The sequence below is a fragment of the Paenibacillus sp. PL91 genome, assembly GCF_012935325.2.
Classification (GTDB): Bacteria; Bacillota; Bacilli; order Paenibacillales; family Paenibacillaceae; genus Pristimantibacillus.
On the sequence record NZ_JABBYG020000030.1, the window covers coordinates 1 to 25734 of the forward strand.

29 protein-coding genes and 1 pseudogene are annotated in these 25734 nt (G+C 44.7%); 18 read left to right on the forward strand and 12 right to left on the reverse strand.

All coding sequences use genetic code 11. The annotated features are described in order from the left end of the window. The first annotated feature begins 173 nt into the window (after positions 1 to 173). On the forward strand, positions 174 to 503 hold the full coding sequence (locus HI950_RS33030; protein ID WP_169086662.1) for a hypothetical protein: 330 nt from the start codon (positions 174 to 176) through the stop codon (positions 501 to 503). A 35-nt stretch (positions 504 to 538) separates the two neighbouring features. Here the strand turns inward: HI950_RS33030 and HI950_RS33035 are convergent, their stop codons facing one another. Then, entirely contained in the window at positions 539 to 1171 is a 633-nt protein-coding gene (locus HI950_RS33035) for an NAD(P)H oxidoreductase (RefSeq protein WP_169086664.1), read from the reverse strand. Between the two features lie 43 nt (positions 1172 to 1214). Then, on the reverse strand, positions 1215 to 2204 hold the full coding sequence (locus HI950_RS33040) for a hypothetical protein (RefSeq protein WP_169086666.1): 990 nt from the start codon (positions 2202 to 2204) through the stop codon (positions 1215 to 1217). 176 nt (positions 2205 to 2380) lie between these two features. Here HI950_RS33040 and HI950_RS33045 point away from each other — a divergent pair, with 176 nt between their 5' ends. The 3 genes and pseudogenes from HI950_RS33045 (at position 2381) to HI950_RS33050 (ending at position 3525) form a co-directional block, all read left to right on the forward strand. Beyond that, on the forward strand, positions 2381 to 2722 hold the full coding sequence (locus HI950_RS33045) for a winged helix-turn-helix transcriptional regulator (RefSeq protein WP_169086668.1): 342 nt from the start codon (positions 2381 to 2383) through the stop codon (positions 2720 to 2722). Between the two features lie 158 nt (positions 2723 to 2880). Continuing rightward, positions 2881 to 3009 (forward strand): annotated as a pseudogene (locus HI950_RS37320) (DUF1569 domain-containing protein); the annotation flags it as partial. Between the two features lie 204 nt (positions 3010 to 3213). Then, complete coding sequence (locus HI950_RS33050) at positions 3214 to 3525, forward strand: hypothetical protein (protein WP_169086670.1); 312 nt, start codon at positions 3214 to 3216, stop codon at positions 3523 to 3525. 509 nt (positions 3526 to 4034) lie between these two features. Here the strand turns inward: HI950_RS33050 and HI950_RS33055 are convergent. After that, positions 4035 to 4919, reverse strand: coding sequence for a pyridoxal phosphate-dependent decarboxylase family protein (locus HI950_RS33055; RefSeq protein ID WP_223285657.1), 885 nt, complete (start codon positions 4917 to 4919; stop codon positions 4035 to 4037). A 1149-nt stretch (positions 4920 to 6068) separates the two neighbouring features. On the opposite strand from HI950_RS33055, the gene HI950_RS33060 reads away from it, so the two are divergent. From HI950_RS33060 to HI950_RS33090, 7 genes are all read left to right on the forward strand, one after another. Continuing rightward, positions 6069 to 6431 carry a GntR family transcriptional regulator gene (locus HI950_RS33060; RefSeq protein ID WP_169086672.1) on the forward strand — a complete coding sequence of 121 codons (363 nt, stop codon included), beginning with the start codon at positions 6069 to 6071 and terminating at the stop codon, positions 6429 to 6431. Next, on the forward strand, positions 6431 to 7306 hold the full coding sequence (locus HI950_RS33065; RefSeq protein WP_223285658.1) for an ABC transporter ATP-binding protein: 876 nt from the start codon (positions 6431 to 6433) through the stop codon (positions 7304 to 7306). The genes HI950_RS33060 and HI950_RS33065 overlap by 1 nt, the downstream gene beginning before the upstream one ends. Beyond that, positions 7303 to 8019, forward strand: coding sequence for a hypothetical protein (locus tag HI950_RS33070; protein WP_169086675.1), 717 nt, complete (start codon positions 7303 to 7305; stop codon positions 8017 to 8019). The genes HI950_RS33065 and HI950_RS33070 overlap by 4 nt, the downstream gene beginning before the upstream one ends. A 326-nt stretch (positions 8020 to 8345) precedes the next feature. Beyond that, on the forward strand, positions 8346 to 8675 hold the full coding sequence (locus HI950_RS33075) for a hypothetical protein (protein ID WP_169086677.1): 330 nt from the start codon (positions 8346 to 8348) through the stop codon (positions 8673 to 8675). Positions 8676 to 9249: 574 nt separating this feature from the next. After that, positions 9250 to 9516: a hypothetical protein gene (locus tag HI950_RS33080; RefSeq protein ID WP_169086679.1), complete on the forward strand. Its 267-nt coding sequence runs from the start codon at positions 9250 to 9252 to the stop codon at positions 9514 to 9516. Between the two features lie 142 nt (positions 9517 to 9658). Continuing rightward, positions 9659 to 9868, forward strand: a complete 210-nt coding sequence (locus tag HI950_RS33085) for a hypothetical protein (protein WP_169081375.1) — start codon at positions 9659 to 9661, stop codon at positions 9866 to 9868. 319 nt (positions 9869 to 10187) lie between these two features. Beyond that, on the forward strand, positions 10188 to 10469 hold the full coding sequence (locus HI950_RS33090; RefSeq protein ID WP_169086681.1) for a YolD-like family protein: 282 nt from the start codon (positions 10188 to 10190) through the stop codon (positions 10467 to 10469). A 65-nt stretch (positions 10470 to 10534) separates the two neighbouring features. On the opposite strand, the gene HI950_RS33095 is transcribed toward HI950_RS33090, so the two are convergent. The 6 genes from HI950_RS33095 to HI950_RS33120 all read right to left on the reverse strand — a co-directional run bounded on the left by HI950_RS33095 (position 10535) and on the right by HI950_RS33120 (position 14081). Continuing rightward, on the reverse strand, positions 10535 to 10870 hold the full coding sequence (locus HI950_RS33095; RefSeq protein ID WP_169086683.1) for an SDR family NAD(P)-dependent oxidoreductase: 336 nt from the start codon (positions 10868 to 10870) through the stop codon (positions 10535 to 10537). 280 nt (positions 10871 to 11150) lie between these two features. Then, positions 11151 to 11372, reverse strand: a complete 222-nt coding sequence (locus HI950_RS33100) for a hypothetical protein (protein ID WP_223285659.1) — start codon at positions 11370 to 11372, stop codon at positions 11151 to 11153. 107 nt (positions 11373 to 11479) lie between these two features. Further along, entirely contained in the window at positions 11480 to 12133 is a 654-nt protein-coding gene (locus HI950_RS33105; protein ID WP_169086685.1) for an NADPH-dependent F420 reductase, read from the reverse strand. After that, the gene (locus HI950_RS33110) at positions 12130 to 13107 is read right to left on the reverse strand and encodes an SDR family NAD(P)-dependent oxidoreductase (RefSeq protein ID WP_169086687.1); all 978 of its coding nucleotides are present in this window, start codon (positions 13105 to 13107) and stop codon (positions 12130 to 12132) included. The genes HI950_RS33105 and HI950_RS33110 overlap by 4 nt, the downstream gene beginning before the upstream one ends. A gap of 32 nt (positions 13108 to 13139) precedes the next feature. After that, positions 13140 to 13298 (reverse strand): hypothetical protein, encoded by a 159-nt coding sequence (locus HI950_RS33115; RefSeq protein ID WP_169086689.1) that lies wholly within the window; start codon positions 13296 to 13298, stop codon positions 13140 to 13142. Positions 13299 to 13319: 21 nt separating this feature from the next. Next, on the reverse strand, positions 13320 to 14081 hold the full coding sequence (locus HI950_RS33120) for an SDR family NAD(P)-dependent oxidoreductase (RefSeq protein ID WP_169086691.1): 762 nt from the start codon (positions 14079 to 14081) through the stop codon (positions 13320 to 13322). A 465-nt stretch (positions 14082 to 14546) separates the two neighbouring features. Here HI950_RS33120 and HI950_RS33125 point away from each other — a divergent pair, with 465 nt between their 5' ends. Continuing rightward, positions 14547 to 15158 (forward strand): TetR/AcrR family transcriptional regulator, encoded by a 612-nt coding sequence (locus tag HI950_RS33125; protein WP_169086693.1) that lies wholly within the window; start codon positions 14547 to 14549, stop codon positions 15156 to 15158. A gap of 431 nt (positions 15159 to 15589) precedes the next feature. Next, on the forward strand, positions 15590 to 16225 hold the full coding sequence (locus HI950_RS33130) for a hypothetical protein (protein WP_169086695.1): 636 nt from the start codon (positions 15590 to 15592) through the stop codon (positions 16223 to 16225). 302 nt (positions 16226 to 16527) lie between these two features. Here the strand turns inward: HI950_RS33130 and HI950_RS33135 are convergent, their stop codons facing one another. Further along, a complete protein-coding gene (locus tag HI950_RS33135; protein WP_169086697.1) occupies positions 16528 to 16989 on the reverse strand; it encodes a MarR family winged helix-turn-helix transcriptional regulator in 462 nt (153 codons plus the stop codon). Positions 16990 to 17141: 152 nt separating this feature from the next. On the opposite strand from HI950_RS33135, the gene HI950_RS33140 reads away from it, so the two are divergent. From HI950_RS33140 to HI950_RS33150, 3 genes are all read left to right on the forward strand, one after another. Next, positions 17142 to 18200: a WD40/YVTN/BNR-like repeat-containing protein gene (locus tag HI950_RS33140; RefSeq protein ID WP_169086699.1), complete on the forward strand. Its 1059-nt coding sequence runs from the start codon at positions 17142 to 17144 to the stop codon at positions 18198 to 18200. Between the two features lie 2 nt (positions 18201 to 18202). Next, entirely contained in the window at positions 18203 to 18967 is a 765-nt protein-coding gene (locus HI950_RS33145) for an SDR family oxidoreductase (RefSeq protein WP_169086701.1), read from the forward strand. Positions 18968 to 19459: 492 nt separating this feature from the next. Further along, on the forward strand, positions 19460 to 20236 hold the full coding sequence (locus HI950_RS33150; RefSeq protein ID WP_169086703.1) for a class I SAM-dependent methyltransferase: 777 nt from the start codon (positions 19460 to 19462) through the stop codon (positions 20234 to 20236). A 702-nt stretch (positions 20237 to 20938) separates the two neighbouring features. Here the strand turns inward: HI950_RS33150 and HI950_RS33155 are convergent. After that, positions 20939 to 22249, reverse strand: coding sequence for an ankyrin repeat domain-containing protein (locus HI950_RS33155; RefSeq protein ID WP_169086705.1), 1311 nt, complete (start codon positions 22247 to 22249; stop codon positions 20939 to 20941). Between the two features lie 326 nt (positions 22250 to 22575). On the opposite strand from HI950_RS33155, the gene HI950_RS33160 reads away from it, so the two are divergent. Together HI950_RS33160 and HI950_RS33165 are read left to right on the forward strand one after the other, a co-directional pair. After that, on the forward strand, positions 22576 to 23142 hold the full coding sequence (locus HI950_RS33160) for a hypothetical protein (protein WP_169086707.1): 567 nt from the start codon (positions 22576 to 22578) through the stop codon (positions 23140 to 23142). A 123-nt stretch (positions 23143 to 23265) separates the two neighbouring features. Next, the gene (locus tag HI950_RS33165) at positions 23266 to 23616 is read left to right on the forward strand and encodes a hypothetical protein (protein WP_169086709.1); all 351 of its coding nucleotides are present in this window, start codon (positions 23266 to 23268) and stop codon (positions 23614 to 23616) included. Positions 23617 to 23722: 106 nt separating this feature from the next. Here HI950_RS33165 and HI950_RS33170 read toward each other — a convergent pair whose 3' ends face one another. Next, positions 23723 to 25516 carry a hybrid sensor histidine kinase/response regulator transcription factor gene (locus tag HI950_RS33170; RefSeq protein ID WP_169086711.1) on the reverse strand — a complete coding sequence of 598 codons (1794 nt, stop codon included), beginning with the start codon at positions 25514 to 25516 and terminating at the stop codon, positions 23723 to 23725. Between the last annotated feature and the right edge of the window lie 218 nt (positions 25517 to 25734).

Genomic DNA, 25734 nt, shown 5'->3' on the forward strand with positions numbered 1-25734 from the left:
TTCATTGGACATCTGACGATTACGCTAACGGGGAACGATAGTTCAATAAAAACACGGAAGCAGCCGACCACAATGATTGGCTGCTTCATTACGCTAACGGGCAGTATAGAGCAACTTATCAAGGAATTTTCCCGCCATATATATGGTAAAATCTGCATATAGGAGGGGGGTCCATGAGAAAAGCTCAAATTACGGGTTTTCTTCTGTTTTTAATGATTACTTTAGTGTCTTGTGACCAAAATAAACCATCTTTTGAGCAAAATCTTAATTTACATTTTAGCAAGCCTGAAGGTCAGGGCTGCTCAATTTATAAGAAGATTGAAGATAAAGAAACAGTAAATTTGGTATTGGGTATTTTTAAAAATGCATCCTGGGAAAACGCAAAAGTATCAATGTCACGGCAACCTGATTATAAAATTCTAACTGTCAATATAGAACCAACAGTTTCCTATGAACCAGTAACTTATGCTCTGTTTGGCTATCACCAAACAAAGAAACTTTAGAAGTTTTAGCGTGAGCTACAGACCCTTTCGATACTTTATTGCTCGTACATCTTAGCAGACTGGGATTCGTTTTCTTCATTAGAAACGTCTCCTTTCAGCTGTGTATAATGTAGTCCCAGATCATACGCATGTGACAGTAACTTATCCAAATTCCCCTGATTAGCATCAAGGGTGTCATACAAGATCTCAACCTTGGTATTTAATATTCCAGCGTAATTAGCCATTCCTACGTTGAGGTGATGTGCGAGCATCTTGTCATAGTTCCTTTTCTCAAAATGTCCTAATGAAGCGCCTGCGAGACCAAGCCACAATACCTGCCTATGATGAAGCTTGCTGGATCCGTATGCAAAGCCATTGTTCCATACACGGTCGATATACCCCTTTAGCATGGCTGGCATACTGTACCACCAAATCGGGAAAATATAGGCCAGTGCATCGTGCTTCTTCATTCTATTGATTTCCGTCATCACTTCGGGTGAATAGCTTTTATGATCATCTGACCAGTTCGGCTCGTCTTCTTCCCACAAGACAGGGTCAAACCCGCTTCGATGTAAGTCCAGCACCTCGGTCTCATGTCCAGCATCATGAAGACCTTGTACGAACCGGTCGGCAATTGCAAAGGTTAAAGAATTTGTTCTTGGGTGGGTCACAACGGTTAATACTTTCATCTTGGAATCCCCTACTTTCCTTATTTTAATGAGAGCTGATCGTTCAAGAATGGTCAAATATTCGTACACCGAACTGCTCGAAACGTGCGATAGCCTCATCCACTGACACCAACGTCTCAGGCAGATACACCCCACCCGCTGCGGCGGGCTTGCCGTCCAAACCAAGAATACGCTCAATCGAGACCAGCACGCCGAGGGCGGTAAGGTGCGCTTGACCCTTCGGATCGGATACTACCGTTCGGCGCTTGCCCGGTTGGCCTGATTTAAGAATGCCCTCAATCTCGATGTAAAGATCCTGGGAGGCCTGACCTCCAGCACGAGTCCCAATGGATTCCCCCTGTATAAAATCAAACCGAACGTTTGGTGCGCCAGTGGAAGCTGCTAAGCTGGGTACATCGAGCAATCCCATCGGAAGTCCCTCCAAAGTGCTTCCATCGGTAATCTGGACATGTCTCGGGTGTTTAATCGCGTCGATCCAGATCCATTTCCCGACTTTTCGAACGAGTGCGCGGTCAATGAAGCTATCTGAATCGCCAACCGTCATTGGCCCCATCTCTTCACAATCATCGTAGAGACCCGCCAGTTCTATCGAATCAATCTGGCTGAAGGATTCAGCGGTTTTTAAGGCAACGAGCGTCATGACCCCGGATTGCGAATGACCTAGCGGGACAATCGGACGCTTCGGAGGAGTCCTCAGCGCAGCAAAGGTAAAAGGTGCAACTTCGTCGGCAAGCTTTGTTATGCCGATATGGGCAATTCCCTTCTCCAATGCGAGTTGAATCAAGTTGTCGGCAGGATCCTGCAAGGCAGCGACGATGAGATCGATCTCCCCCAGATTGTCTAATCCATTGAGATTCTCCAAGTCCAAGTAGGCTGTATTGGCATTTCCCAGTTCTTTAGCGAGCGCGGAACCACGATCCGGATTACGTCCTGCAAGCACGATTTTTACATCCTTGTTGATTCTACGGACATGCTGAGCGATGGCGCTGCCGACAATACCGTATCCACCGGCGATTAATAGGCGTTGTGTCATTTTGTACCCCTCCACTTTATTAGTTTCAATACTGGTTTATAGAGATTATGTCGCATATAATGGCAATAAGGAAGAACGCACTTTTTTGTACCATTAACACCAAAAAGTTATATAGGTACCAAAAAGTACCTATTTTCAAGTTGAAAACCACGTTAATCGACAGTAGGAGTGATCCCATGGAAGCACGACCAAAGCATACGTACAACATCCCGGCTGAAGCCACGCTCGATGTCATCGGAGGCAAATGGAAAACGCTGATTCTATGTCACTTGTCATATGGACCCAAACGAACGAGTGAACTTAAGAAAGCAATGCCGGGCATTACTCAAAAAATGTTAACACAGCAACTTAGAGAATTAGAGGACGACGAAATTATCTTAAGAACAGTCTATAATCAAGTACCACCGAAAGTGGTCTATGAATTGACTGAAATAGGAGAGTCGCTCAAAGCGATCTTAGATCAGCTGTGCGAGTGGGGAGAAAAATTCATTCAGGGGCAATTTCACCGCACTAATTAATTGAGCATGTTGTTGATACTCCTTTTGTGTGACAGATTGATTCCAAGAAGAGAACTTTATTTTCCTTGAACATCCGTACTCCTGTAACCTTATCCGACGAGAGGAATGTCAGAAGCCGTGTTGAAATGTGTTGAAAGAAAATATAGACGTAGACTGCGTTCCAGAACAATGGCCCAGAAAAATGTACCTCCTATCCACACCTTTTTTTTGGGAAACTCAATCCTGAGCAATGGGGCAAAGGACTATATAAGCATCTAGACCATCATTTAATGCAGTTTGGTGTGTAGTCATTAACTTGAGTACAAAGGTCTGCCATGATGGCAACCCTTTATTGCGCTAACGGAGAACGATAGTTCAATAAATAAGGAGCAGTTTGCTACGGCAGCTGCTCCTTTCTTCGTTAAACTAACGGGCAGTTATGTGGAAGAAGAAATGTGTTAATTTTTTGTGATAAAGTTAGGATATACACTGTTTAAATTTAGGGCGATAACATGAAGAAACCAGTTCTAATTATATTGATTTTTACATTAAGTTTTATGTTAACAGGATGTAATTTCATCGAAGAACAGAAAGCGGAAGGTATTATCAAAGATTATTATCAAGCTATTATAGATGAAGATTATGAAAAAGCGTTTGAACAGTTACAGCTATATGATTATGATGCTGAGACTGGAGATGGTCATTTTACTGAAGGAACTACATTATCTCATGAAGAAGCTAAGGCGTTCTATTTAAAGAAAATAAATGTCTTGAAGGAACAAAATTATAAATTAAAGGGTTTTGAAATTATAGAAGTTGAGTAATACCCCCTTTCTCTTCTTAACTGACATGTAACTATAGCTTAACAATCAACAGGACGAGGCTGCCGACATGGAACGGCAGCCTCGTTGAGCTAACGGGCAGATGTTTAAAAGGCAACGGAAATATTCCGTTGCCTGAAATTGCTCTACTCGATGATTTCAACACTTAGACTGGGGTGAATTTTCTGGAATTCTGCTATACGATTCAATAATTGAGTTTTATCAAAGCTGGATGCAATAATATCTTGATTCGGTCTAAAGGTAACGCTGGTACCTGTCTCCTTTGTTACCCCGATTACTATTAGTTCAGATTGCTGGATTCCATGTTTGAAATCTTGACGAAACACTTTTCCTTCACGGCGATTTCCTTTTTTCACTTTTGTTGTACGTTTTAAAAACTTTGGAAAGTTAACGGCATCATCGATTGTTAGCTGTTTCGGGAAAAATCTAGCAATATCATATCGAATTTCTGCTTTTTCATCTAAAAATCCAAGGAGTTACGATTTAAAGACTTAAACGGAGGCAATTAATGCATCCCATATAATCTCTAAGTCTTTTTCTGCTGTACGCCAGTTGCTAAAAGCAGCACGTATTGCAGGAACACCATTGTATATAGTTGGCGTCATGAAAACTTTTCCTTTTTGATTTAAAATTGCAAGGAATTGCTTAATCATTTCAGTTGTTATTACTTCTTTATCTAAAGTAAAGCAAACGACGTTTAATCTTACTGGAGATAAAAGTTTAAAGTGACTACTATTATTTATTTTATTTCCAAGTTGCTTAGCTAACTCTACATTTTGTTCGATAAGATTTTGATATCCTCTTTTTCCATATGCCTTCAGCGTAAACCATGCTGGCAATGCACGAAATCGTCGAGAATTTTCAGGTGTAAGATCAAAAAAATCTGGATTTTCAATAGAACCTCCAAGATAAGCTGCGTTATTTTGAAATACTTCTACTTGAAGTTGCTTATGACGAGTAAATTGCATGGCAGAGTCGTAGGGAACATTAAGCCATTTATGTGCATCAATCGTAATAGAGTCGGCATAATCCATTCCTTTTACTAATTCTCTATGAATAGGGGAACAAGCAGCAAAACCACCAAAGTCAGCATCAACATGTAACCAAAAGCGATAATGCTTTTTAAGCTGCCCAATAGCAACTAAATCATCGAAGTCTACCGTATTAACAGTTCCAGCATTTGCAACAACAATGCATGGTGCACTTTTATTTTGTACAAGAAATTCAGTTAATCTTTCGATATCGATCGCTTCACGATTTTCCTGACAAGGTATTAGATGGATAGTTTTTCTACCTATGCCTAGCATAGAAGTTGCTTTAAAAATGCTTGAGTGAGGTGCGCCACTCAAAATTTTGATTTGTGGAATATCGTACAAGCCTTAAGTTCAAATAGAATGCATACACATCTAGAAAAATTACGTATTGCCCTTTAAATAAGAAGAGATAGAACAATTGCACCGTTAGATAAATATGCACCTAAAGGCGTTACGTGGATAATACCTAAGGGAGGACTAAACATTTGGGTGTCTTTGCCTAGTAGTAGAAATACAGATGAACTACTTTTAAAAGCACAACAGTCCAATATTTTATTTTTGCCTAGTTCAGCATGTTATCCAGGTGAACCACAGTATAACCATATGAGAATTAGTTACTCCTATCTAGAGGATCAGTAACTTGAAGAAGGCATTATTGAGCTCTGTCGAATTATGGAATTATATTTTCATGAAATGAAACCCAATTAATCATTCAGGCTGTGGCGTTAAATCAATACTTTCTCACTACCGATACACAGCACTCCACATGAGTTTTTGTATATTACAACTTATTATTGTATAAAGAATGAATAGAGATATAAGATGTATGACACTAAATACAAAACCTTTTAAAACAAGAACTTGCATTGAAATATAGACATATGTATAAAATAGGATATTTGGTACAGATGTACTGCTGAGCGTTAAGCTAACTGGCAGGATAGTGTAATCACTGCGCGAACACTTCAGATAGGGGTCCCGCGAACGAAACGCGAAAAACGTACGCTAAGGAATCCGGCTAATGTGCAAAGTAATACGGGAATCAACTTTTAGGGTAATGCCGTCGAAGCTATTATATTGATGCATCCGAGCAAAACAAAATTGAGAGCAAGTCCGGTGAGACCAAGCGAAGGTTCGGGCTTGGTCGTATTCAAGCACGCCTTGCGAAGACCAGCCAAACCGTAATTGTTCAACTGGAATTTGGAGCGCAACCTCCTGATTCATTTTTGCTTCATTTTAGTATGGTTTCAAATCTACCAATATAAACGCAGGGTGTGTTGAATTGATCATTAAGTAAGGCCTTATATATCACATCACCGATTTAGCGGCGGGTGCATTCGGTAACCTTCTGCCTCTTCATGAGGCAGATTTTTTTTTCGCTTATTTGGGCCACGGCGGTTATAGACAATTAGTTCGAGTTCATGTATAGTTGTATACATGAGTAACCAACCGTTCAACATCGCAATCGTTCTTAGAGAAAAGAGGTCCTTGATGAAACCGACATTGGATGAATCCCAACCAATCTTTCAACAGATTGCCCAAATGATCATGGACGAGATTGTGGGGGGCGAATTGAACGAAGAGGAACAAATTCCTTCCGAAAATGAATTGTCGCGCTTCTATAACATCAATCGGGCGACAGTACGCAAGGGTCTCCAGGCTTTGGTGGATGCAGGGATTATTTATAAACAGCGAGGGATAGGCATGTTTGTAGAGAGTGGAGCGAAGCTGCAATTGTTGAAGGAACGTCAGCGTCACTATCGCGAACAATTCGTCCTTCCCTTGTTGGAAGAAGCGAAGAGAATCGGATTAAGCAAGGAATCGGTCGTTCAGTTGATTCTGGAGGAGGAGTAATGATGATAGACGTAAACGAAGTGGCGTATTCGTACGATAACGTTCCCGTTCTCGATAAAGTATCGTTCGAGGAGAAGGAGCCGGTGATCGCTGGGCTGTGGGGGCGCAACGGGGCCGGCAAAACAACGCTGATGAGACTACTGGCCGGTCATCAACGGCCTCACGGCGGAACGGTTCAAGTTATGGGCTCGGCACCTTACGGTAACCCGGCGGCAGTTCGGCATGTTTGCTACATGCAGGAGAATCATCCGTTCAGCACGATCTGGACGGTACAGGATGCGCTTCGTTTCGGTCGATATTTCAATGCCAACTGGGATCAAGCTACGGCAGACCGTCTGGTCGAAACTTTCAAATTGGACCGCAAGAAGAAAGTACGCATACTGTCCAAAGGGATGAAGTCTGCGCTTCAGTTTATTATCGGGTTATCTAGCCACGCCGACGTAACGATACTCGATGAGCCGACGAACGGCCTGGATGCCGGGATGCGGAGAAAGCTATATGAGGCATTAAGGGAAAGCCATGAGGAATCGCCTCGTCTCATTCTGATTTCGACACATCATATTGAAGAAGTCCAAACGCTCTGTGAATCGTTGATCGTTATGCACAAGGGCAAGTTGCTGCATAATCAACCGATCGACGAGTTCCGCGAGCAAGGCATATGGTTGGCTGGGGAACGGAACGCGGTGACAAGCGTTATTGACGGTCATAAAGTGCTGGAACAAAGCGCGATAGGATCAAAAATCAGGGTGATGCTCGACGCCCCATATTCGAAGCAATGGAAAGAGCAAGCGCATGCCTATGGACTTTCCATTGAGAAAGCGGACTTGCAAAATTATTTGCTGAATATAACGGAAGATGCGGAGGTAAACGTATGAACGCACAGAGCGCGGTATTCCGATTGTTATACGAGGATGTGAGCTGGTACTTTGCCAAACTTATGCTGCTGTTCATTACCGTTCCGTTGACGATCGTATGGATCATCGTCGGCTTGGTCTTTGACCTCGATCGGGAAACGATAGCCGCGATATCCGGGCCAGCGTACTTCTTTATCGCCGGTTTCGGACTCTTAGGATTCAAGTCCCTCTTTTCAATATCGATCGGAATGGGAAGCACGCGCGAGCACTTCCTTAAAGCTTACTACGGCGTGGGAATAGGGGGCGTTATTTTCAGCGTCTTGTGTCTGAACATCTGCCAATACGCGTTAGTCACGCTCTATCAATGGAATTCGGTAGAAGCCGGCATTCTGCATGCTGCAAGGTTGTTTCTGGAAGAGTACCATTTCTTCGGCTATTTGTGGATCGATCTGATGGTGGGCATGGCATGCTTCGGTCTTACTTTTTTCGGCTATGCCATCGTGTATCGGGTAGGATTTATCCGCAGCGTCATTATGCTCATGATCGTAACGGTCGCAGGCATATTTCTTTATTATGGTGGCACTATTTCCGCCTTGTTCGACTGGATTTCGAATTTCAAGATGAGTGCGATGGCGACCGCTTCATGCGTCGGGGCGGTGAGTCTGGCCGCGTTATTCGCCACGTATCCGATGCTGCGCCATGCGCCATTGCATCCGATGCCGAGAAAAGGATAACGAATAAATGGTTGGACCGCTATCTACAACTTAGCGTCCGGATCGGGTGTACGAGCGGCATTCGACCGGACCGAAGTTGAAGCGGATTCGAGAAGAAATGGGCAGAAACATGGAAGTGGCATCAGCCGGATTTCGGCATCATCCATTACGCTAATGGGGAACGTTAGTTCAATAACATCAGGACGAGGCTGCCGGCATAGTACGGCAGCCTCGTTGAGCTAACGGGCAGTTATCTTTAGTGAGAGCAAATGGTACAATAAGTGAAGAAGGACATAATAATTCAAAGCTAATTAGGTTGGTTAGCAACCAACGGTGATTGATTTAATATGAAACGAAGGCAGCGTAAAAAACAGCATTTAAAGCATTTAGCGGATATTGTTTACGAAGTAAGTGTATCTTCAATGTGGAGGGCTAGACTCTTCCAGACTCATCTAGGTAAGAAAATCATCATTGATATAACATCAGTAAATGGACTCAATGATTATTTCGTAAAACAACTTAGAAGGAAGAACTTAAAATATTTTGTTTCAGTTGTACCTCATTCTGAAGCCAAAGGATGGGAAGATTTGGATTCAAGTCTAATTTATTTAAAGTTCGATTCAGTTGAGTTTCTGGATTTAGCTTCTTATTCAGCGAACAACCCTCTAGTTTACTGAGACGACAGATTAAGCTAGCGGGTAACTATAGCTTAACATTCACAAAGACGAGGCTGCTGGCATAACGGCAGCCTCGTTTAGCTAACGGGCAGTATAACGCAGCAAATATACATAAATAAAGGTATTAACACATAGTGCGCGAATATAAGCTGAATTCCAGAATGGAGAACAGTTTATCATTCAATAAGTAACAGAATTAGTCCATGGTTAGGTCATGATCCATCTCCAGGAATCACTTACTATAATAACTATATTAGAGTGTGGGCGGATGACCCCGAATCAGCTAAGAAAAAGACTCTTCAATTTATAGATTTCACATATAAGGAGATTATTGAAAGTTTAGAGAATACAAGAAATGACCTAGTTGGTTTTATAGACAATCCACTGTTTCTATGGATTTATAAAAGAGATGAAGAACTTGCCGGAAAAATGAAACAGAAGATGTACCAGTGGTTCATAAAGGAATAAGCTGAAAACAACGGTAGCCTCGTTGAACTAACGGAGAACGATAGTTGAATGACACACATGGATTAGCAGGCCCTGCAGTGGCCTGTAAGACTAGGGAGGTGGTAACGTGTCGAACTTGGACAAGGAGAAAAAGGATCTGGAAAGAGCGGAAACAGTGTTTGTAACAACCGAGCCCATAACGACGAATGTTTACAAGGTCAGCCCGGAACAGAAAGAGAAGCTCGATCGTCTGGCAGAGGAGAGGATCAAAAAGGCACGTGAGGAGGCAATACCGAAGATCCGTGAGCAGTACGAGCTGCGGGTTAAGGAGATCCGGCAGCAACAGCAGTCGAAGGCCGACGGCGAAGGAAGGACACCTCCGTCAAAGAAATGAATAAACAAAGTAATTAATAAAACGGGCTATTATTTTCTATATCTTGTCATTGAACTAACGGGAACTATAGTGTCTCAGAACATTTAAGAAAATGGTGAATTCAATAAGCATTCATCATTTTGAAGTACTAGTAAGTCGGTTTATGAACAAGGAGTTTGGAATTGAAGAACTACAGAGCAGGCTATATACCGCTTTGATACCGGACAAGTTTTATAAAGAATTTTCAAATGAAATAAGTGAGTTAATTAATGAATTAGAACTTATTTTATATACTCAGTTAGAGTCTGACCATTTTCATTTAGCAAGCAAATTACTGGAAGCCTTTATTGATTTTTTAAAGAAATACGATTGAACTAACGGGGAACGATAGTACAACGACGCCAGGCTGCCGGACGAACTGCAGCCTGTTTAGCTAAATTATTTGGATAAAGGAGAGGTTATTTAAAACGATCGTAGCAGATGAAATCTTTCAGAAACTAGGTATGCAAAGAGACGAATTTATTCGCCTCATGAATGGAAAGAGAAAGAATACAGCTATGCAGACGCTCGAGATCGAGTAAATGGAGCTGGCGCCCGACCGAGTAGTAATGACGATGCCGGTCGGCCCCAAAACTCATCAGCCAGGATCGCGCAAGAAACTTGAAGGAAACGGAATGTAGGAGAGCAGCAGAATGATGCTGCCAGGGCATAAAGTGGCTTTGAATGTATGGGATCGCGAACGGCATAAACGGATGCTAATCCATCTTGATGAGCAAGAGTGGGAAGACGTTTCTCGAGCCGTTGCTCAATCGATGAAGCAGCGCGAGCCGATCAAGCTTAAGATGTATCATGAATTTGAGGAACTCGAGATTATCGGTATCGTAGATAGAGTGAACCAGTTAAAGTGCCAGTTCATGGTCGATGGTGAATGGTTCCTGATCAAAGATTTCGAAGGTGCCCAGCTTGAGAATTGATCGTAAAAAATTAATTGAGCATCTTGAAGAGAACGCTGAACAGCTGCGGTTGAGAAGAGGTATTTCTACTTCACTACAGTTTCTATTGCAGTACCAGGATACCGATATCCGCAGGATTTAACGTCAGAAACACTTCCACTATGTGGGCTAAACTCGACAACGTCAATTGTACCGTAGATGTTCTTAATTTGTTGAAAAGCCCTTGTAAGCTGCATTTTGTTTGTTATATCAGCAGCAAACCCTTTAGCTTCAATACCCAATTTACTTAACTCCACAGCATATTGATCCAACTTCTCTTGTGTTCTTGAAACCATAGCAATACGGAATCCGTGCCCTCCAAAAGTTTTGGCCAATGAAAAACCAAGACCAGGTCCAGCGCCAATTACAGCAATAGTCTTCAAATACTTTCCTCCTCTTCTCTTAATTAACAATAAGCTAAATGTCGGCTATTCAACTCGTTTAGTCAGCCTTAGCTTAAGGCCCTATTCATGTATTGATGTCTTTAGCACGTTCTTGCGTACATTTCTCACCCTACTTTCGGCAGTTCAGCCAAAAATGGGGTGAGAATGGATCGTCAGCGCATTCAGTAAATCAGGGCGATCAACTTACCGTGTGCGCGACAACCTTCACGACGCAACGCTTATCAATTCCTCGCTTTTCGCCCAAAGCTGCTTATCTTTGTTAGAGCGCATACGACCTTACGCCGTCGGCAAACAGGTTGGTCGTGTCATCGATCGGCGCGACCGCGCAATCTTTGAGATAGTGTCCGTCGATTTCGTCTTTGTTAGCTACTACTACGGCCCAGACCGACGTTGCGGCTGCCTGCGGGATTTCTTTCAGCTCTGCTGGCGGAAGACCCGCTTCGGCGCGAGCTTTGCCAACAGTCTCGAAAAGACCCTGCAAGTCTTCCTGCTAGAGATGGCGCGGGAGATCAGTGAAACTATTTCCGGGCATCTCAGCAGCCAACCTGGACGACCTGACTACCTGCGGGTCGTGATGTGGGGCTTCACTCACGCCAAGATGATCCGTCGCGCCCTGGCGAGATTGGCGATCAGCTCAGCACGAGTCTGGTGCGCGTGCGCAGCCCAAGCTGGCTGGCCGGGACCGCTGCGCCATGACTCGCTGAGCGGACTGTTGTCGACAGTATCGAAACCGAACTGGTCGTACAGCCGCGTCACGAGTTCCGTGGCCTCAGGAAAGTTGCTCGAGACCGACAACGCATGGCGGTCGGGGGCGCCAGCTGGTCTGCTCGAAATGAAGAGGCGGGACGCTTGGATGTGGGTGAAGGCCTTCGCCACCTTCGAGGTAGGAAGGTGCTTCTGCCGTAGCTCATGAACTGTCTTCTCACCAGAGTCGATCACGGGGAAATGGCCATCGCGCCAAGGCATGTAGTTGTTCGTGTCGAGCACGATCTTGCCCGCGAGCTGCTCCACAGGCATGTCGTTGACCAGCTTGAGGGGGACGGCCACGACGACGAAGTCACCAGCCTCGGCAGCGCCGGCCGCAGTCGCGGCGCGCGCTGACGGGCCGAGCTCGTCAATGAGGTCCTTCAACGTCTCGGGTCCTCGTGAATTGGCAATGACGACCTCATACCCGTTCGCGATCGCCGCACGCGCGATCTGGCTGCCGACCTCGCCCGCGCCAATGATGCCGACTACTGTCATGAGTACGTACCTTTCGCGCCTACCATTTCCTCGCTTTTCGCCCAAAGCCGCTCGGCTTTGTTAGCGTCGAGCGCATACGACCTCACGCCGTCGGCAAACGGGTTAGGCGTGTCATCAATCGGCGCGACCGCACAATCTTCGAGATAGCGTCCGCCGATTTCTTCTTTGTCAGCCACGACTGCGGCCCAGACCGAAGTTGCGGCTGCCTGCGCGATTTCTTTGAACTCCGCTGGCGGAAGACCTGCTTCGGCGCGAGCTTTGCCAACGGTCTCGAAAAGACCCTGCAAGTCTTCCTGCGAGAAATGGCGCGGGAGATCGGTAAGACTATTCCCGGGCATCACCGAGGCAGCTCGGATGCCACGATTGCGATACCGCTTATCTAATTCCACTGCGAAGAGAGTAGTGGCCGTTTTCGATCGGCCATAGGCGACAAATGGGTCGTATGCCTGTTGCTCGAAATTCGGATCGTCCAGGTCAACATCGGCGGCGCGATGAGCTTGGGACGATAGCACCACCAAGCGCCCGTTATCGACGAGTAGCGGCTCGATCCGATTAATCAAAGCGAAATGACCAAGATAATTCGTCCCGAACTGGACTTCGAAGCCGTCGGCCGTCCGACCGAACGGGGTTGCCATGATGCCAGCGTTGGCGATGACGGCATCGAACCGCTGACCGTCGGCAAACAGCTTATCCGCGCATGCGCGAACGCTTTGCAAGGATGCGAGATCGAGATCGATCAACTCTAGGTTGCCGCCTCCTCGCGCCGCGGCGTCAAGGACCGATGCAGTGGACGCCTCGGCTTTTGCTAGATCCCTGACCGTGCCGACGACGCTGGCGCCGTGAGAGACCAGTGAGCGGGTGGTTTCGAGGCCAATGCCCGATGATACACCCGTAATGAGAAGACGCTTTCCTTTGAGATCAATGCCGGAAAGCACCTGATCGGCAGTTGACTTTGCACTGAATTTTCTAGTCATATATTTTCTCCTTTAAATGCGTATTTTTTAATTTAGAAGCTTTGCTCTTTATCGGCCAGGTCTTTGACATACCGATGCTGAGCGCTCAGCTGCATCAGATCGGCAGGTTCAAAGATCACAATACAGTCCTTGGTCGGTTGACTGCGATCACGATTAGCGCACGTCAGAAAGCTAGGAAGGTGCCCATGCATGGGCACCTGCTCCGGACGGCCTTAGTTTCCGATACCACCGGCCATATTGATGGTCTCACCGGTGATGTAGCCCCCATGTGGTCCAGCGAGGAAGCAGACGGCTTCTGCCACCTCTTCAAGGGTTGCAAAGCGACGGATCGCATGCATGTCCAAGATGGTTTCAAGGGGTGGAAGATGATCAGCCACATCCTTGTTCATGTCCGTAGGCATGACGCCCGGCTGCACGACATTTACAGTGATATTACGGGGACCGAGGTCGCGCGCGATGCCCCTCGCATATCCTGCGAGCGCTGCCTTTGTTCCGGCGTAGTCGGCGACTCCTCTAAAGGGTACGTAATCGCCGAGCCGAGAGCCGATAAAAATAATGCGACCTCCGTCCGCTAGTTTGGGCGCCGCCGCGCGGGTATTGGCGATCGATCCCATGACATTGACTTGCCACTGACGATTGTATTTTTCTTCGTCGAAGCCGGGATCATCTACCATTTGGCCCTGGATCGCGATGCCGGCGTTGTTCACGAGGATGTCGAGCTTGCCGAATTCGGCAATCACCGAGTTAATTAGGGGCTTGGCGGAAGAAAGGTCCGCTTGGTCGCTTTTGATTGCCAATGCACGAACCCCCTTGGCCTTCAGCTTCTCTACGACAGCCTCCGCCTTTTCGGCCGAAGCTGCGTAGCTGATCGCAACATCTGCTCCGTGATCGGCAAACGCTTCCGCCGTAGCGGCGCCAAGGCCGCGTGAGCCGCCCGTAATGAGGACGACCTTGCCCTTCAATGATTTCTGCATGAAAAAACCTCCTATAATGATTTCAGATGAAAATAACATCTTTGTACGTCGCTGGACGCCCTCGCCCTGGTGATCGGCGAAATATCATAACGATCATTACGTTAATTTATATTATACATTTTGTCGCTCGCTGTCAATATATCATAACGATCATTACGTTAAGTTGTTTTATACATTTTATCGCGCACTGTCAATGGGTCAATTGCAGGGACGTCAGGTGGCGTCACGTTAGGATGATGCGTCGCGCTCTGGCAAGATTGGCCATCAGCTCGGGCCGGGTTTGGCGTCTGATGTGTGACACAAGATCCAGACGGCCGAGTATTTCGCCGTCGTGCGCTGCCGCAGGTCCTTGTCCGATGGACTGGCAGCGATCTGTAACGTGTGTTACGATAACGTATAGTATGAAAATTGGACATGAACCTTTTTAATATCGGCCGTTACAAAAAAAGCGAGGTGATCTGACTGATGGGACGTAAGCGCGAATTCGATGTGGATCAAGCACTGGACGCGGCGCTTTGCGTGTTTTGGAGTAAAGGCTACGAGGGCGTGTCGTACACCGACCTGACGCAGGCCACGGGTGTCGAACGACCCGCGCTCTATTCGGCATTTGGCAACAAGGAAGCGTTGTTCCGCCGAGTTCTGGCGCGCTATTATGAGCAGTACCTGGATTTCATCCCGGTGGCGCTGGAGCTGCCGACCTCGCGGGAGGTGGCCGCACACATCCTCCTTAGGGCGGCCGAATTAAATACTCGTTACCCGGATCGCAAAGGGTGTCTAGGCGTCCACGGCGCCTTGGCTGGTACGGACGAAACCGAACCTATTCGGCGTGCCTTGATCGATGCGCGTGCAGACGGAGAAGCGTCGCTGCGCAATCGCTTCGAACGGGCAAAGCAAGAGGGAGATCTGCCGGAGACTACTAACTGTGCTGCGTTAGCTGTATTCGTGCTGACGGTGCTCCACGGTATGGCTGTTCAAGCCAAGGCCGGCTTCAGTCGCGACATGTTAGAGGCTGTTGTTGAGCAAGCGCTCTCGACCTGGCCTGCCGGCAGTTCCACACTTTCTGGAAAGTCATCCTAATCCTTGGTTCAGAAGAATATGAAACAACAAACCGGCAGCAGATCAGAGATCCGCTGCTGGTTTGTTGTTGAAGTAAAGGGTAGGATAGTTCCAATGGCCCCTATCATTAATTCGCACTACATGTTCCGGAAACATCATTTTGCTGCTCTCAATCAATGGCTTCATATATCCCAAAATTGATCAGCTCGAATTGAAGGATCTATTTCCCAACCAGCCTCAATCATGGTCATGACAAGTAGGGGTGAACATTATAGCGCTCGGGATCAAGTCCCACGGGCAGTTGCGTTCAACCCGGCTACTCTAATCCTCGAAGCTAATGCAAAAAGGATCAACCAGAAAGAAATGGTTGATCTCATAATACGAACGGGCAGTATAGCGTAATGATTTTCCTCATTAAGGGAAGAATATCCCAAAAACATTGAGGTGGAATAGTGATAAGTAAATTGTCCATAATGTTGGTTCTCTGCCTTCTGGTAAGTGCCTCCACTGCTTTTGCTGATTCATCTCCTACTGATGCACCCTCAAAAGGTTACGTTGAAGCAATTATGTGTTTTAAAGTATCTTCTGTTATCGACGGATACGGAACGAAGAAGAAACCGTTTAATGATAAATCTTTTAGACCTATACCTAATGCGCGTCTAATTATAATTGATTACAAGGGAAATATTGTTGCAAATGGTTTAACAGATAGTAAAGGGCAGTGGAGCATCAAAATAAATACTCCGATCGATCCGCGTTTTCCAACTAAGAATATGGGGCTAGTGACTGTGATTACGGTGGCAGATGGGTTTAATGAATTTATTAATTTCAATGTCCCAGTAAACGAGCATGGAAATAGAAAAGGTAAGGTAGCAATTACACTTAGACCGATTAAACCTGACGCTCGGAATGAACCGTCATTCGATGCTGGGTTTCATCGGTTTACGGTATTTGAAATGTTAGATTACTATGCGAAGCAAATTGGACTTGTAAAACAGAAACAGATTCAAGGAGCAGAAGGCTTCGGTGAGGTGGATATGCCATGGAGTGCAACATCGAAAAAGAGCACCGTTAAAAAGGAACAATAGTTTAGCTGGAGTAAATACTTTTGCTCTATATTCAAAGAGGCACGACACGTTAAGCTAACGGGACACGATAGTTCAATAAAGACACGGAGGCAGCCGACCACAATGATCGGCTGCCTTTTCCACGCTAACGGGCAGCATAGTTTAATCTAGAGTGAAAACAGGCGAGCCCGCGCGGTTCAGCCCCCATAGGCTTGCCATACATTTTCGTTAGCCATATGCACTGGTATTTTTTATAAATGATAGGTTAGTATTTCTTGCTGAAAGGGTGGCGACCCGTTTGGCTTTCTCCGTAGATACACTCTTTACCTACCATGAGTAAGCATAGTAAGTTGTTGAATCAATTCCTTCCGTGAGTCAATAGATATTCCTTCAAATATTTTTTCTGCAGCTTGTTCCATTATAATTCGTGCTTTTTCTATGATCGGAAATGCTTCATCCGTCAATTTCACAAGCGTTGCCCGGCGATCAGTTGGATCTGCCGTCCGCACAAGTAAATTTTGTCCTTCTAACGTATCTACATATTGTGTCACGACCCGAGCTTCAACCCCCAGATTTTTTGCTAAATCACTCATACGAATGCTTCCATATTGTGAAACATCCAAGAGGACTCGCAAACGTGATCCAGTTAGGTATGATGGCAATCCCAACGTTGATAACAGCCTCTCGAACTCACGTTGAACTTGGTGAGTGGTCTTAATTAGGGTTTGTAATACAAAAGCAGCTGAAGCAGGATTAGCTGGAAAAGGAAATTCTGAATTGCTCATACCTATTCTCCTTGACAATTATTAATTTACTGATCATAATCACTATATACCTATCAATAATTGATATGATCATTTTAATTAAGATCTGTATCTCTAGTGTACCCTAATCAGAAAAAGGTGGCAAACAAATCTGTCGGTAAGGAGAGAATGAGATGAATCGATTTTTTTTATGCATGTCAGAAGAATTAATTGTTTTGGATGAACTGAAAACGAAGTACAAACTCAAGTCTTACTCAGAAGTTTTAAATCCTGTATGTATTGCAATCGATCCATTCATGCACAACCGCCTCTATTGTGGAACCGATGGACATGGCTTATGGATGAGTGATGACAGTGGAGACAGTTGGAAAAGGAGTGGAGAAGAGATTCCGGAATCAATCTTTACCTCGGTTTTTGTTAGCAGGACCAGAAAAATCGGAGATTATGGAACGGTCTACGCAGGAACCGATCGGAGTGCTTTATTTTACTCAAGCGATGCCGGACAAAGTTGGAGCGAATGGGAAGCGATCAAGGCTTTACCTTCTTATTCGAGTTGGTCTTTTCCGCCAAATCCCCAAACCCATAATGTTCGTATGATTGCAGAAGATCCGTCCAATGGGCATATATACGCTTCCATCGAGGCAGGGGCAGTGATTAGAACTCAAAACGGAGGCGAACACTGGCTGGATACAAAAGAAGGAGACCCTATAGACGCCCATACACTATTAACTCATTCAAAGTCACCTAATCGAATCTATGCGGCGTGTAGTGACGGTGTAGATCAACCAGGCAAGAGTGTGTTAGTGAGTCGCGATGGCGGCGATACGTGGGTACCTTTTAGCGATGGATTAGAACATCGTTATATGCTTAGTATGGTGGTCAGTAGAGATGACCCGGACATGATGCTCGTTTCTGCTTCTGCCGGAGCGAGAAATGCTTATGACTCTTCCGTTGCTGAATCTTATATTTATCGTAAAGAAGAAGATCAGCTATGGAAAAGAGTTGAACAGGGCTTGCCCGTGGCGAAAGGAACAATGATTTCCAACTTAGCAGTTGATCCACACGATTTGAATACTTTCTACGCTTTGAATAATCGAGGGCTTTATCGATCTACGGATAGAGGAAAAACTTGGTCTGCATTGCCTATCGATTGGAACAAGGAGCATTTACAACATGCACCTCAAAGAAGACATCGCAGCGCTTTGTTAGTTATCGGTCGGAAAGGAGAATAATTATGAATCGATTAAATGGAAAAGTGGCACTAGTTACTGGAGGGAGCAGGGGGATCGGTCGAGGGATCGCATTGCGACTAGCAAGAGAAGGTGCATTAGTTGCCGTTCACTATGGAAGTCAACAGGATGCCGCAGAAGATGCGGTGAAGTCCATAAAAGCGAATGGAGGTGAAGCATTTTCAATTGGTGCGAATCTCAACACAGCCGCCGGTGTCAATCAGCTCATCCAATTACTTGATAAGGAACTAATGCTTCGAACCGGTGAAATCCACTTTGACATACTGGTCAATAATGCTGGTATCGGAATACCGGAATCTTTTGAAGAAACGACGGAAACCGCTTTTGATGAGATCTTTGCGGTGAACGTCAAAGCACCATTCTTTATAGTTCAAAAGTCGCTTTCTCGCTTGCGCAATGAAGGGCGTATCGTCAATATTTCTTCGGGTGTTACAAGGGTTGCTTATCCACCCATTATGGCTTACAACTTGACCAAAGGAGCAATCAATACCTTCACGCTACATCTTGCAAAACTACTAGGTCCTCGAGGAATCACAGTAAATGCAGTTTTACCCGGCATGGTTAGAACCGACATGAATGCGGACCTTCTTGATTCTCCTGAAGCACAAAAACTACCCGCTGACATGGTCGCTCTTGGCCGAATGGGTGAACCCTCCGATATTGCCGATGTTGTTGCGTTCCTTGCATCCCAAGACGGCCGTTTCGTCACAGCTCAAATACTTGATGTTACGGGAGGATCCCATTTATAGCCATTGAACTAACGGAGAACGTTTGTTGAATAACACACATTAATGAGCAGGCGCTGCGGTGGCATGCTCATTTTATTAAGCTAACGGGTAGAATTGAATGAGATAAAAAAAGTAATAAACGAATTTGGGTTACCTCAAATGTGGAATTTCGATGGTAATAAAGGACCAGAACGATATATAAAAGTACAAATTTGGGATGCAAACCCTTATGTAATTGGAAAGTTACTAATCAATTGTTCAACTAACGGATAACGATAGAGGGCTGCCAAATGGCAGTCCTTCGCTACGATAAATGATTAATAAGGCCTGAAAAATTCCTATTGTCAAAAATTCTCCTATGGTGTAATTTGGAATTATTCTTCCAGAAAGCGAGTGATTATCGTGAGAACCATTAAATCAGTTGGCGACGCAGTTATTTTCGAGGTGCGGAAGGGATAGTTGCTTGCGCCGATCTCTTCCGTGCAAAAACCAAACCACGGAGGGAAAGCATATATGTCTTTTAGTAATTACGGTGAACTCTGTACGGAGGTCTATGACCTAACCAAAAAAATTGGGCAATCACTCAGCGGAGATGTTGAGTATTATCACGAAAAACTTAAACATTGCAAGGGACGTATTCTGGAGGCCATGGTTGGCTCAGGACGCGTGATCATTCCTCTTCTTGAATCTGGCCTGATCGTAGACGGAGTGGACTATTCCACGCAAATGTTGGCTTCTTGCCGCAGCCGATGTGATGAACGCGGATTAACTACCAACTTATATGAAGCAAACTTGCAGGAACTTTCTTTGCCGCATAAGTATGAGGCAATCATCATTCCTGGGGGTTCGTTTCTGTTAATCGAACAACGAGAAGAATCACTTCGAGTTCTAAAGCGGTTGTATGAACACTTGGAACCAGGCGGACAGTTGTTACTTGACCTGTTTTTGCCAGACAACAATGATAACAGTTCCGAATTAGGGCGATGGGGCGGAACGGCAACATATCACTTGCCTAATGGTGACATCATCACGATGGAAGGCAAGTGTGTGGAAGCTGATTTATTTTTCAATCAATACCGAGTGAGCTACTTGAAATACGAAAAGTGGCGTAACGGGGCATTGGTCCAAACGGAATTGCAGCGATTTGCATTGCGCTGGTACGGTGTCGAGGAATTCAAGTACATCCTTGAAAGTGTTGGTTTTTCCAATGTCATTGTTTGTGCAGATTTTGAGGATGGAAAAATACCAACAAGCGGCAATCAGAAATTCGTTTATCAAGCCACTAAATAATAAATCACATAAGCCCCCGTACTTTACTGTGCGTGGGGCTTGTTACGCTAACGGGCAGTATTGTTCAATAAAAAGAGCAAACGGATAATATAAATATAGTTATTTATTCCAACAAAACACAACAAGCAACTGTTACAATATAAATGATGTACTAGACCTTGAAGGAAGGAGAAAAGTGTTATGATAATTGAAGCTGAGAAAGTTATTGCACTATTCCTTCATTGAGCCGATCATTGAATTACGAATACATAAACCAATATCTGAGAGGCTTTCAGGTATACAACATACTCGAGATGGGTTACGCTCAGAAATGGTTTTTCTTCGAGGTTTAGATCGAAAAAACATACTGAAAGTTCAGAGACCTGTTGTAAATCAAGTAGGTGAATTGGTTACTGAATATATTTCTGATCAATTTGGTACCAGTTTTGCAGCTCTCCCAGAATGGGGTCGAAGGCTCGACTCTTACCTTAAATGAAGACAACATAGATCAAATTATCTATAGATTAGGGGAAAACCTCGCCAGTTTACATGGATTTTCACAAACTTTAAAGCCAATGGAGTTACATAGACCAGTCTACAACGCCAAAAGAATTGAAGAAGCGTTAACAGAACTTCGACAAGGTACAAAGAATGCTGTCCTCAATCAGGAGGATTATGATGATTTGAAGGTGTTTTTAGCGGGCATTAACCCTGATTGGAGGATCAGTCCGTTACTCCGTGCTCGATAAGTATCTTCTTAACGACATCGCTGCCCGTCGCTTGATCAGGCAGTTTCGCTCCAGCCTCGATAAGGCTTTCTGTTACCGCCGCGTAATCTCCAGAAGGATCTTGGATATGCAAAGACCCCCAGATACAGCTATTCAATGGCGTTCCGCCAAACTCGTTTGTTGCGTGTACAGATGCGCCTTGTGCAAGCAGCAATTTAACGATTTCGTAATTCCCTCGACTAGCGGATGAATGAAGTGCTGTCGATGATTGGGGGGTGCGTCGTGCATCAACATTGAATCCAACCTCCAACATTGTGCGGACCGCATCAAGTCGGTTATCTCCCGCCGCATCAACAATCAAACTTTCATCCATTGGCTGCAGGGAGGTAACAATTTTCGGATGTTCAGATGTTATGGATTGGAGGATTGCCGTATCAGCTTGTAAACAAGCAAGCAAAAATTTGTGCTCGGTAGAACTATATCTCAGCATCATTTCGATTACTTCACAACGATTCAATTTTTGAGCGTGAAATAACGGCCGAGCAGATGCACCAATTTTATACTCGTAAATATGTCCGCCGTCTGAATCGCCAGATGTAAAGTTTCCTTTACCAACTTGAGCATTAAGAGCATTCGGATCAGTCTCTAAAATACGGTAAACCATCTCAATATCGTCCAGTATACATGCTATAAAGATATCCGTTTCAGCGCCTCGCTCAATGAGATACCTGCATTTTTCAGGTGCATCCACAGCCCATTGAGCGGGTGTGCTACCGTGATCAATATCACGCATATCGATCTCCGCACCGTGAGTAAGGAGAAAATCGATGATCTTGTGTTCTATAGCAAAGTGCAGGGGAGCTTGACCGTCAGGACCGCGTTGATTAACGACAGAAGGATCCTCTTCCACCATCTTTGATAGCATCTCCATCATTCCTAATGCAGCTGCTGCATGGGAATCGACATGAGCACCGCGGTCAATAAGATAACGTGAAAGATCATAATGGTCATGATGCAATACTCCAAATCCTCCAGCCCACCACTGACTTTTAGCATTAATGTCCGCACCATACTCAAGCAATACATCGACCATCTCACGATTTCCTTTTGAAGCTGCTATAACAATAGCCGGACTATCAAAAGCAAAGCATGGTACATCTATCAGAGATGACAGCCATGAATGAGATTTAAAAAGACGCGCTACAGTCTCTACATTGTCATTGTTAATAGCTTGTGTTACCTGTTCTATGACTTCTTTGTCTTGTTCATTCATTGCAACGAGAAAATCCCAACTCTTTTCGTCCATAGCAATTACCCTCCTCCACAACAAACTGTTTCAATTGCTGCCGAATCTCTGTTTGTACTATTCGTCAACGGATTCTGTACTCCTTTAAAATCGATCTCTGTTGGCGAGCCTTCAACCCGTATTTTTAACATTCGGGATCTCAGCTCCTTTGTTGCCCCAATTCGGTGGGTATTATGGATTAATTCATAGGGATCTGCGTCAAGGGAATATAATATTTCATTTGCCGTTGTTAATTGAAGTAACGGGCAGTTTAACGCAACTTTTTGACTGCTGGTGAAGTCAATAAAGGTGTTATGAAATAGAAATCATTAGAGTAGGTGGATAATTTGCAACTTCGATTACTCATCTTGATATTCACTTTTACAATGGTCTTCTTTTTTTCAAATGAACAAGATGCTAAAGCTTTGTCATGCGTTGAGGTGGGAAGTCCCCAAGAAGCTTTAGAGAGATTTGATGGAGCTGTTTTCGGTGAAGTTAAGCAAATTAAGGTGGACTTGAAGCAAGAAGGGTTTACAGGAACAAAGGAGAAAACCAGGTATATATTAATGGAAGCGGAGCGAAGTTGGAAAACGGAGGTAGACTCTCAAATAATTGTCGCAGCTGATTACACTTGGGGTTATGAATTTAAAGAAGGCAATGAATACTTAATTTACATTAGCGAATCGGATGGCGAATTAAGCAGTAGCCCGTGCAGTCAAACAATCGAAATGGATAACCTTAACCAAGCAACTGAACTATTCGGTGAAGGATTACGCCCTAAAAATCAAGTAAACATAGAACACAAGATGTGGTTTATGTTTGAACAAGATATTGATGTGTACATTGTTTTAGTTGCATTAGTGTTCGTAGTTATCACTATTCGTTTCATGAGAATAAGAAAGAAAAAAAGTTAAGGGTACGAACGTATCAAGTCTGAGTAACGAATTACAACTTAGTGGTGGAACCGGTCCATCGCTTTTTCTGCACTCCGCTCGGCCGCTCAACTATCGGGCCAGACGGTACTGGTTGGATTTTCGTTGAAAGAAAAAGCGAAATCATCTAAGATTTTTATTGATGAGCTTTTTTATAAATTAGATGATGTATCAACAGGAAGAATAATCACTTTTTCATCTCCACTTAACAACGGACAGTTCATATTTGGTTTAGATGACGATAATGTTCCTGATTTGCTTAAGGAAATGACTAATATTGAACGGATTCATGAGCACATTAAATTCCTACACTGGTATACCCCTGAGTCTATAGTTGAACATATATGCAAAGAATTAGTTGGAATTGAAAATAAGTACTTATCCTTGCTTTTTCAACCTTTGGAAATAGAATATTGGGATAATGCTGCGTTAGTCTTATCAAGAATAGAGCACTAGCTTAATAAAAGCAGCGGCAGTCTAAGACTTTTTTCTTCAAGTCCTAGAGCGCCGCTGCTTCATTTTTGCGTAAAGATAACGAAATGATCTATATCGCGAGTACCATCTACACGATATTCTCCGTTCGCGCCATATTTATTGCTTCTTCGCGGTTGTTGACTCCGAGCTTCGAGTAGAGAATCGAGCAGTAATTGCGGATCGTTCCCTCCGATAAAAATAACTTGGCGGCGATCGACTTGTAGCGCAGTCCGCCCGACAGATGCTCTAGAATCTCCATCTCGCGTTTCGTAAGACCGTACGGATAGTTTTCCAGACTTGAGCCGATCTTTTCCAACTGCTCACGTTGACGCTTCATCTCTTCGAAAACTCGCGTCGCAACCGATTGGTCGATCCAGGTTCCTCCGTTATAAATAAGTTTTAAGGCTTCTTTCATCTCCCGCGGATGAATCGACTTCAGCATGTATCCTTCCGCCCCGCGCTCTAATGCAGTTGCTGCCTGTAAGGAATCCTCGAACGTTGTCATGAACACAACCTTCATATGAGGCCATCGTTGTTTTACCTCAAGTAAAGTTTCAAGCCCGCCCATTCCCTGCATACGAATTTCCATTAGCACAATATCCGGTTGGGATCGCTCACAATGTTCTAATGCTTCTCGCCCGTCCCCTGCCGTACCAACGACGATAAAATCAGCATGCTGATCCAAAATTTGCTTCAAACTGTCGGCTATGATCAACTGATCATCAACGATCAACAGGCGGATCGCGTCATGTACAGGCTCGGTCTGCAATGGAATATGACATATGACGAAAGTTCCTTGTCCCGAACCGGAATGCATCGACAGTGTGCCGTGAAATTGTTCTAGCCGTTCCTTCATCCCATCCAGCCCAAATCCGAATTGGATTTCTTCCATTCCGATGCCATTATCTTCGATCTGTAACCGGAGCTGCTGACTATCGAAATGCAGTTGAACAGATATCACGCTCGCCTGGCCGTGCCGAACTGCGTTGGTTAGAGATTCCTGAAGGCAGCGATGTAGACAAAAGTTTATTTTTTGCATCACGAGCGTCTCACTGCCGATAACACGGAATTTGACCGTTGTACCTGTCGACTTCATGAACTCTTCGGTTAACTGCCGCAACGACTCACTTAACGAATGGCTGAACGGAGCATGAGAGAGCTGGTGCAGATGTTTTCGGATATCAACCAAACTGTGCTGGGCGATACCGACAAGCGAATCGATCCTCTCGATCTGCGAATTCGGTACGGTCGATCGCAGAGATTCGACACCGATGATGAGCGAGGTAAGCGAATGGCCAATCGTGTCATGCAGCTCATGTGACAGCCGGCTGCGCTCCTCTAGCAGCGTAAGTTCCTCAATCCGCTTAATGTGCTGCTCCAGCAACTGCTTCTGCTCTTGAATAATTCGGGCTTGCTGATGGGACTGAATTAAGATATTGAACGCAAAGCCGATAGCAAAACCTAGGCTACAGCTAAAGATAAATTCAAACGGGAGAAGATCAGCGATCCAACCGTTCAATACCGGGAATACGATCCCGCAGAGGATCCCTGTCCACACATAAGTTGTTCGACTGCTCGCCAGGCCGATCGTTATCACGAGCAAAACAAAAGACCATAGCAGTTCCGGAGCTGCGTAGGCTAAATAAAGATAATAAAAGCCCGCTGCCATGACTTCGACAGGAAGATACCAAGCTTCTTTTCTATAGCGGACGATGAATGGAACGAGGTAAACGACGAGAGCGAAAGAAAGTACTATCCAAAGCGACCCAGCGATCAAGGACGGATCGACAAAACCAGCGCTTGCGATAATGACCAGCCAAATTGTTCGTATGGCTACAAGTATCCAATCATACCATAACCATTTTTTCATGATAGAGAACACGAATTATGCACACCTGCTTGTATTTTTTTGATCATCGATTTCCGATTGATTCAGACCCTATCATGCAACATTACATCTTGACTCGTCAAGCGAATGAGGGGGAATGGTTGGGAACCTGGCTGCAGCAAGCACGTCACATGAGATATTGACGATTTGTCATACGGCTGATGTGACAGATTTAAGTGCGATGTCATCAAAAGTTTGGCGGTTTCATCAAT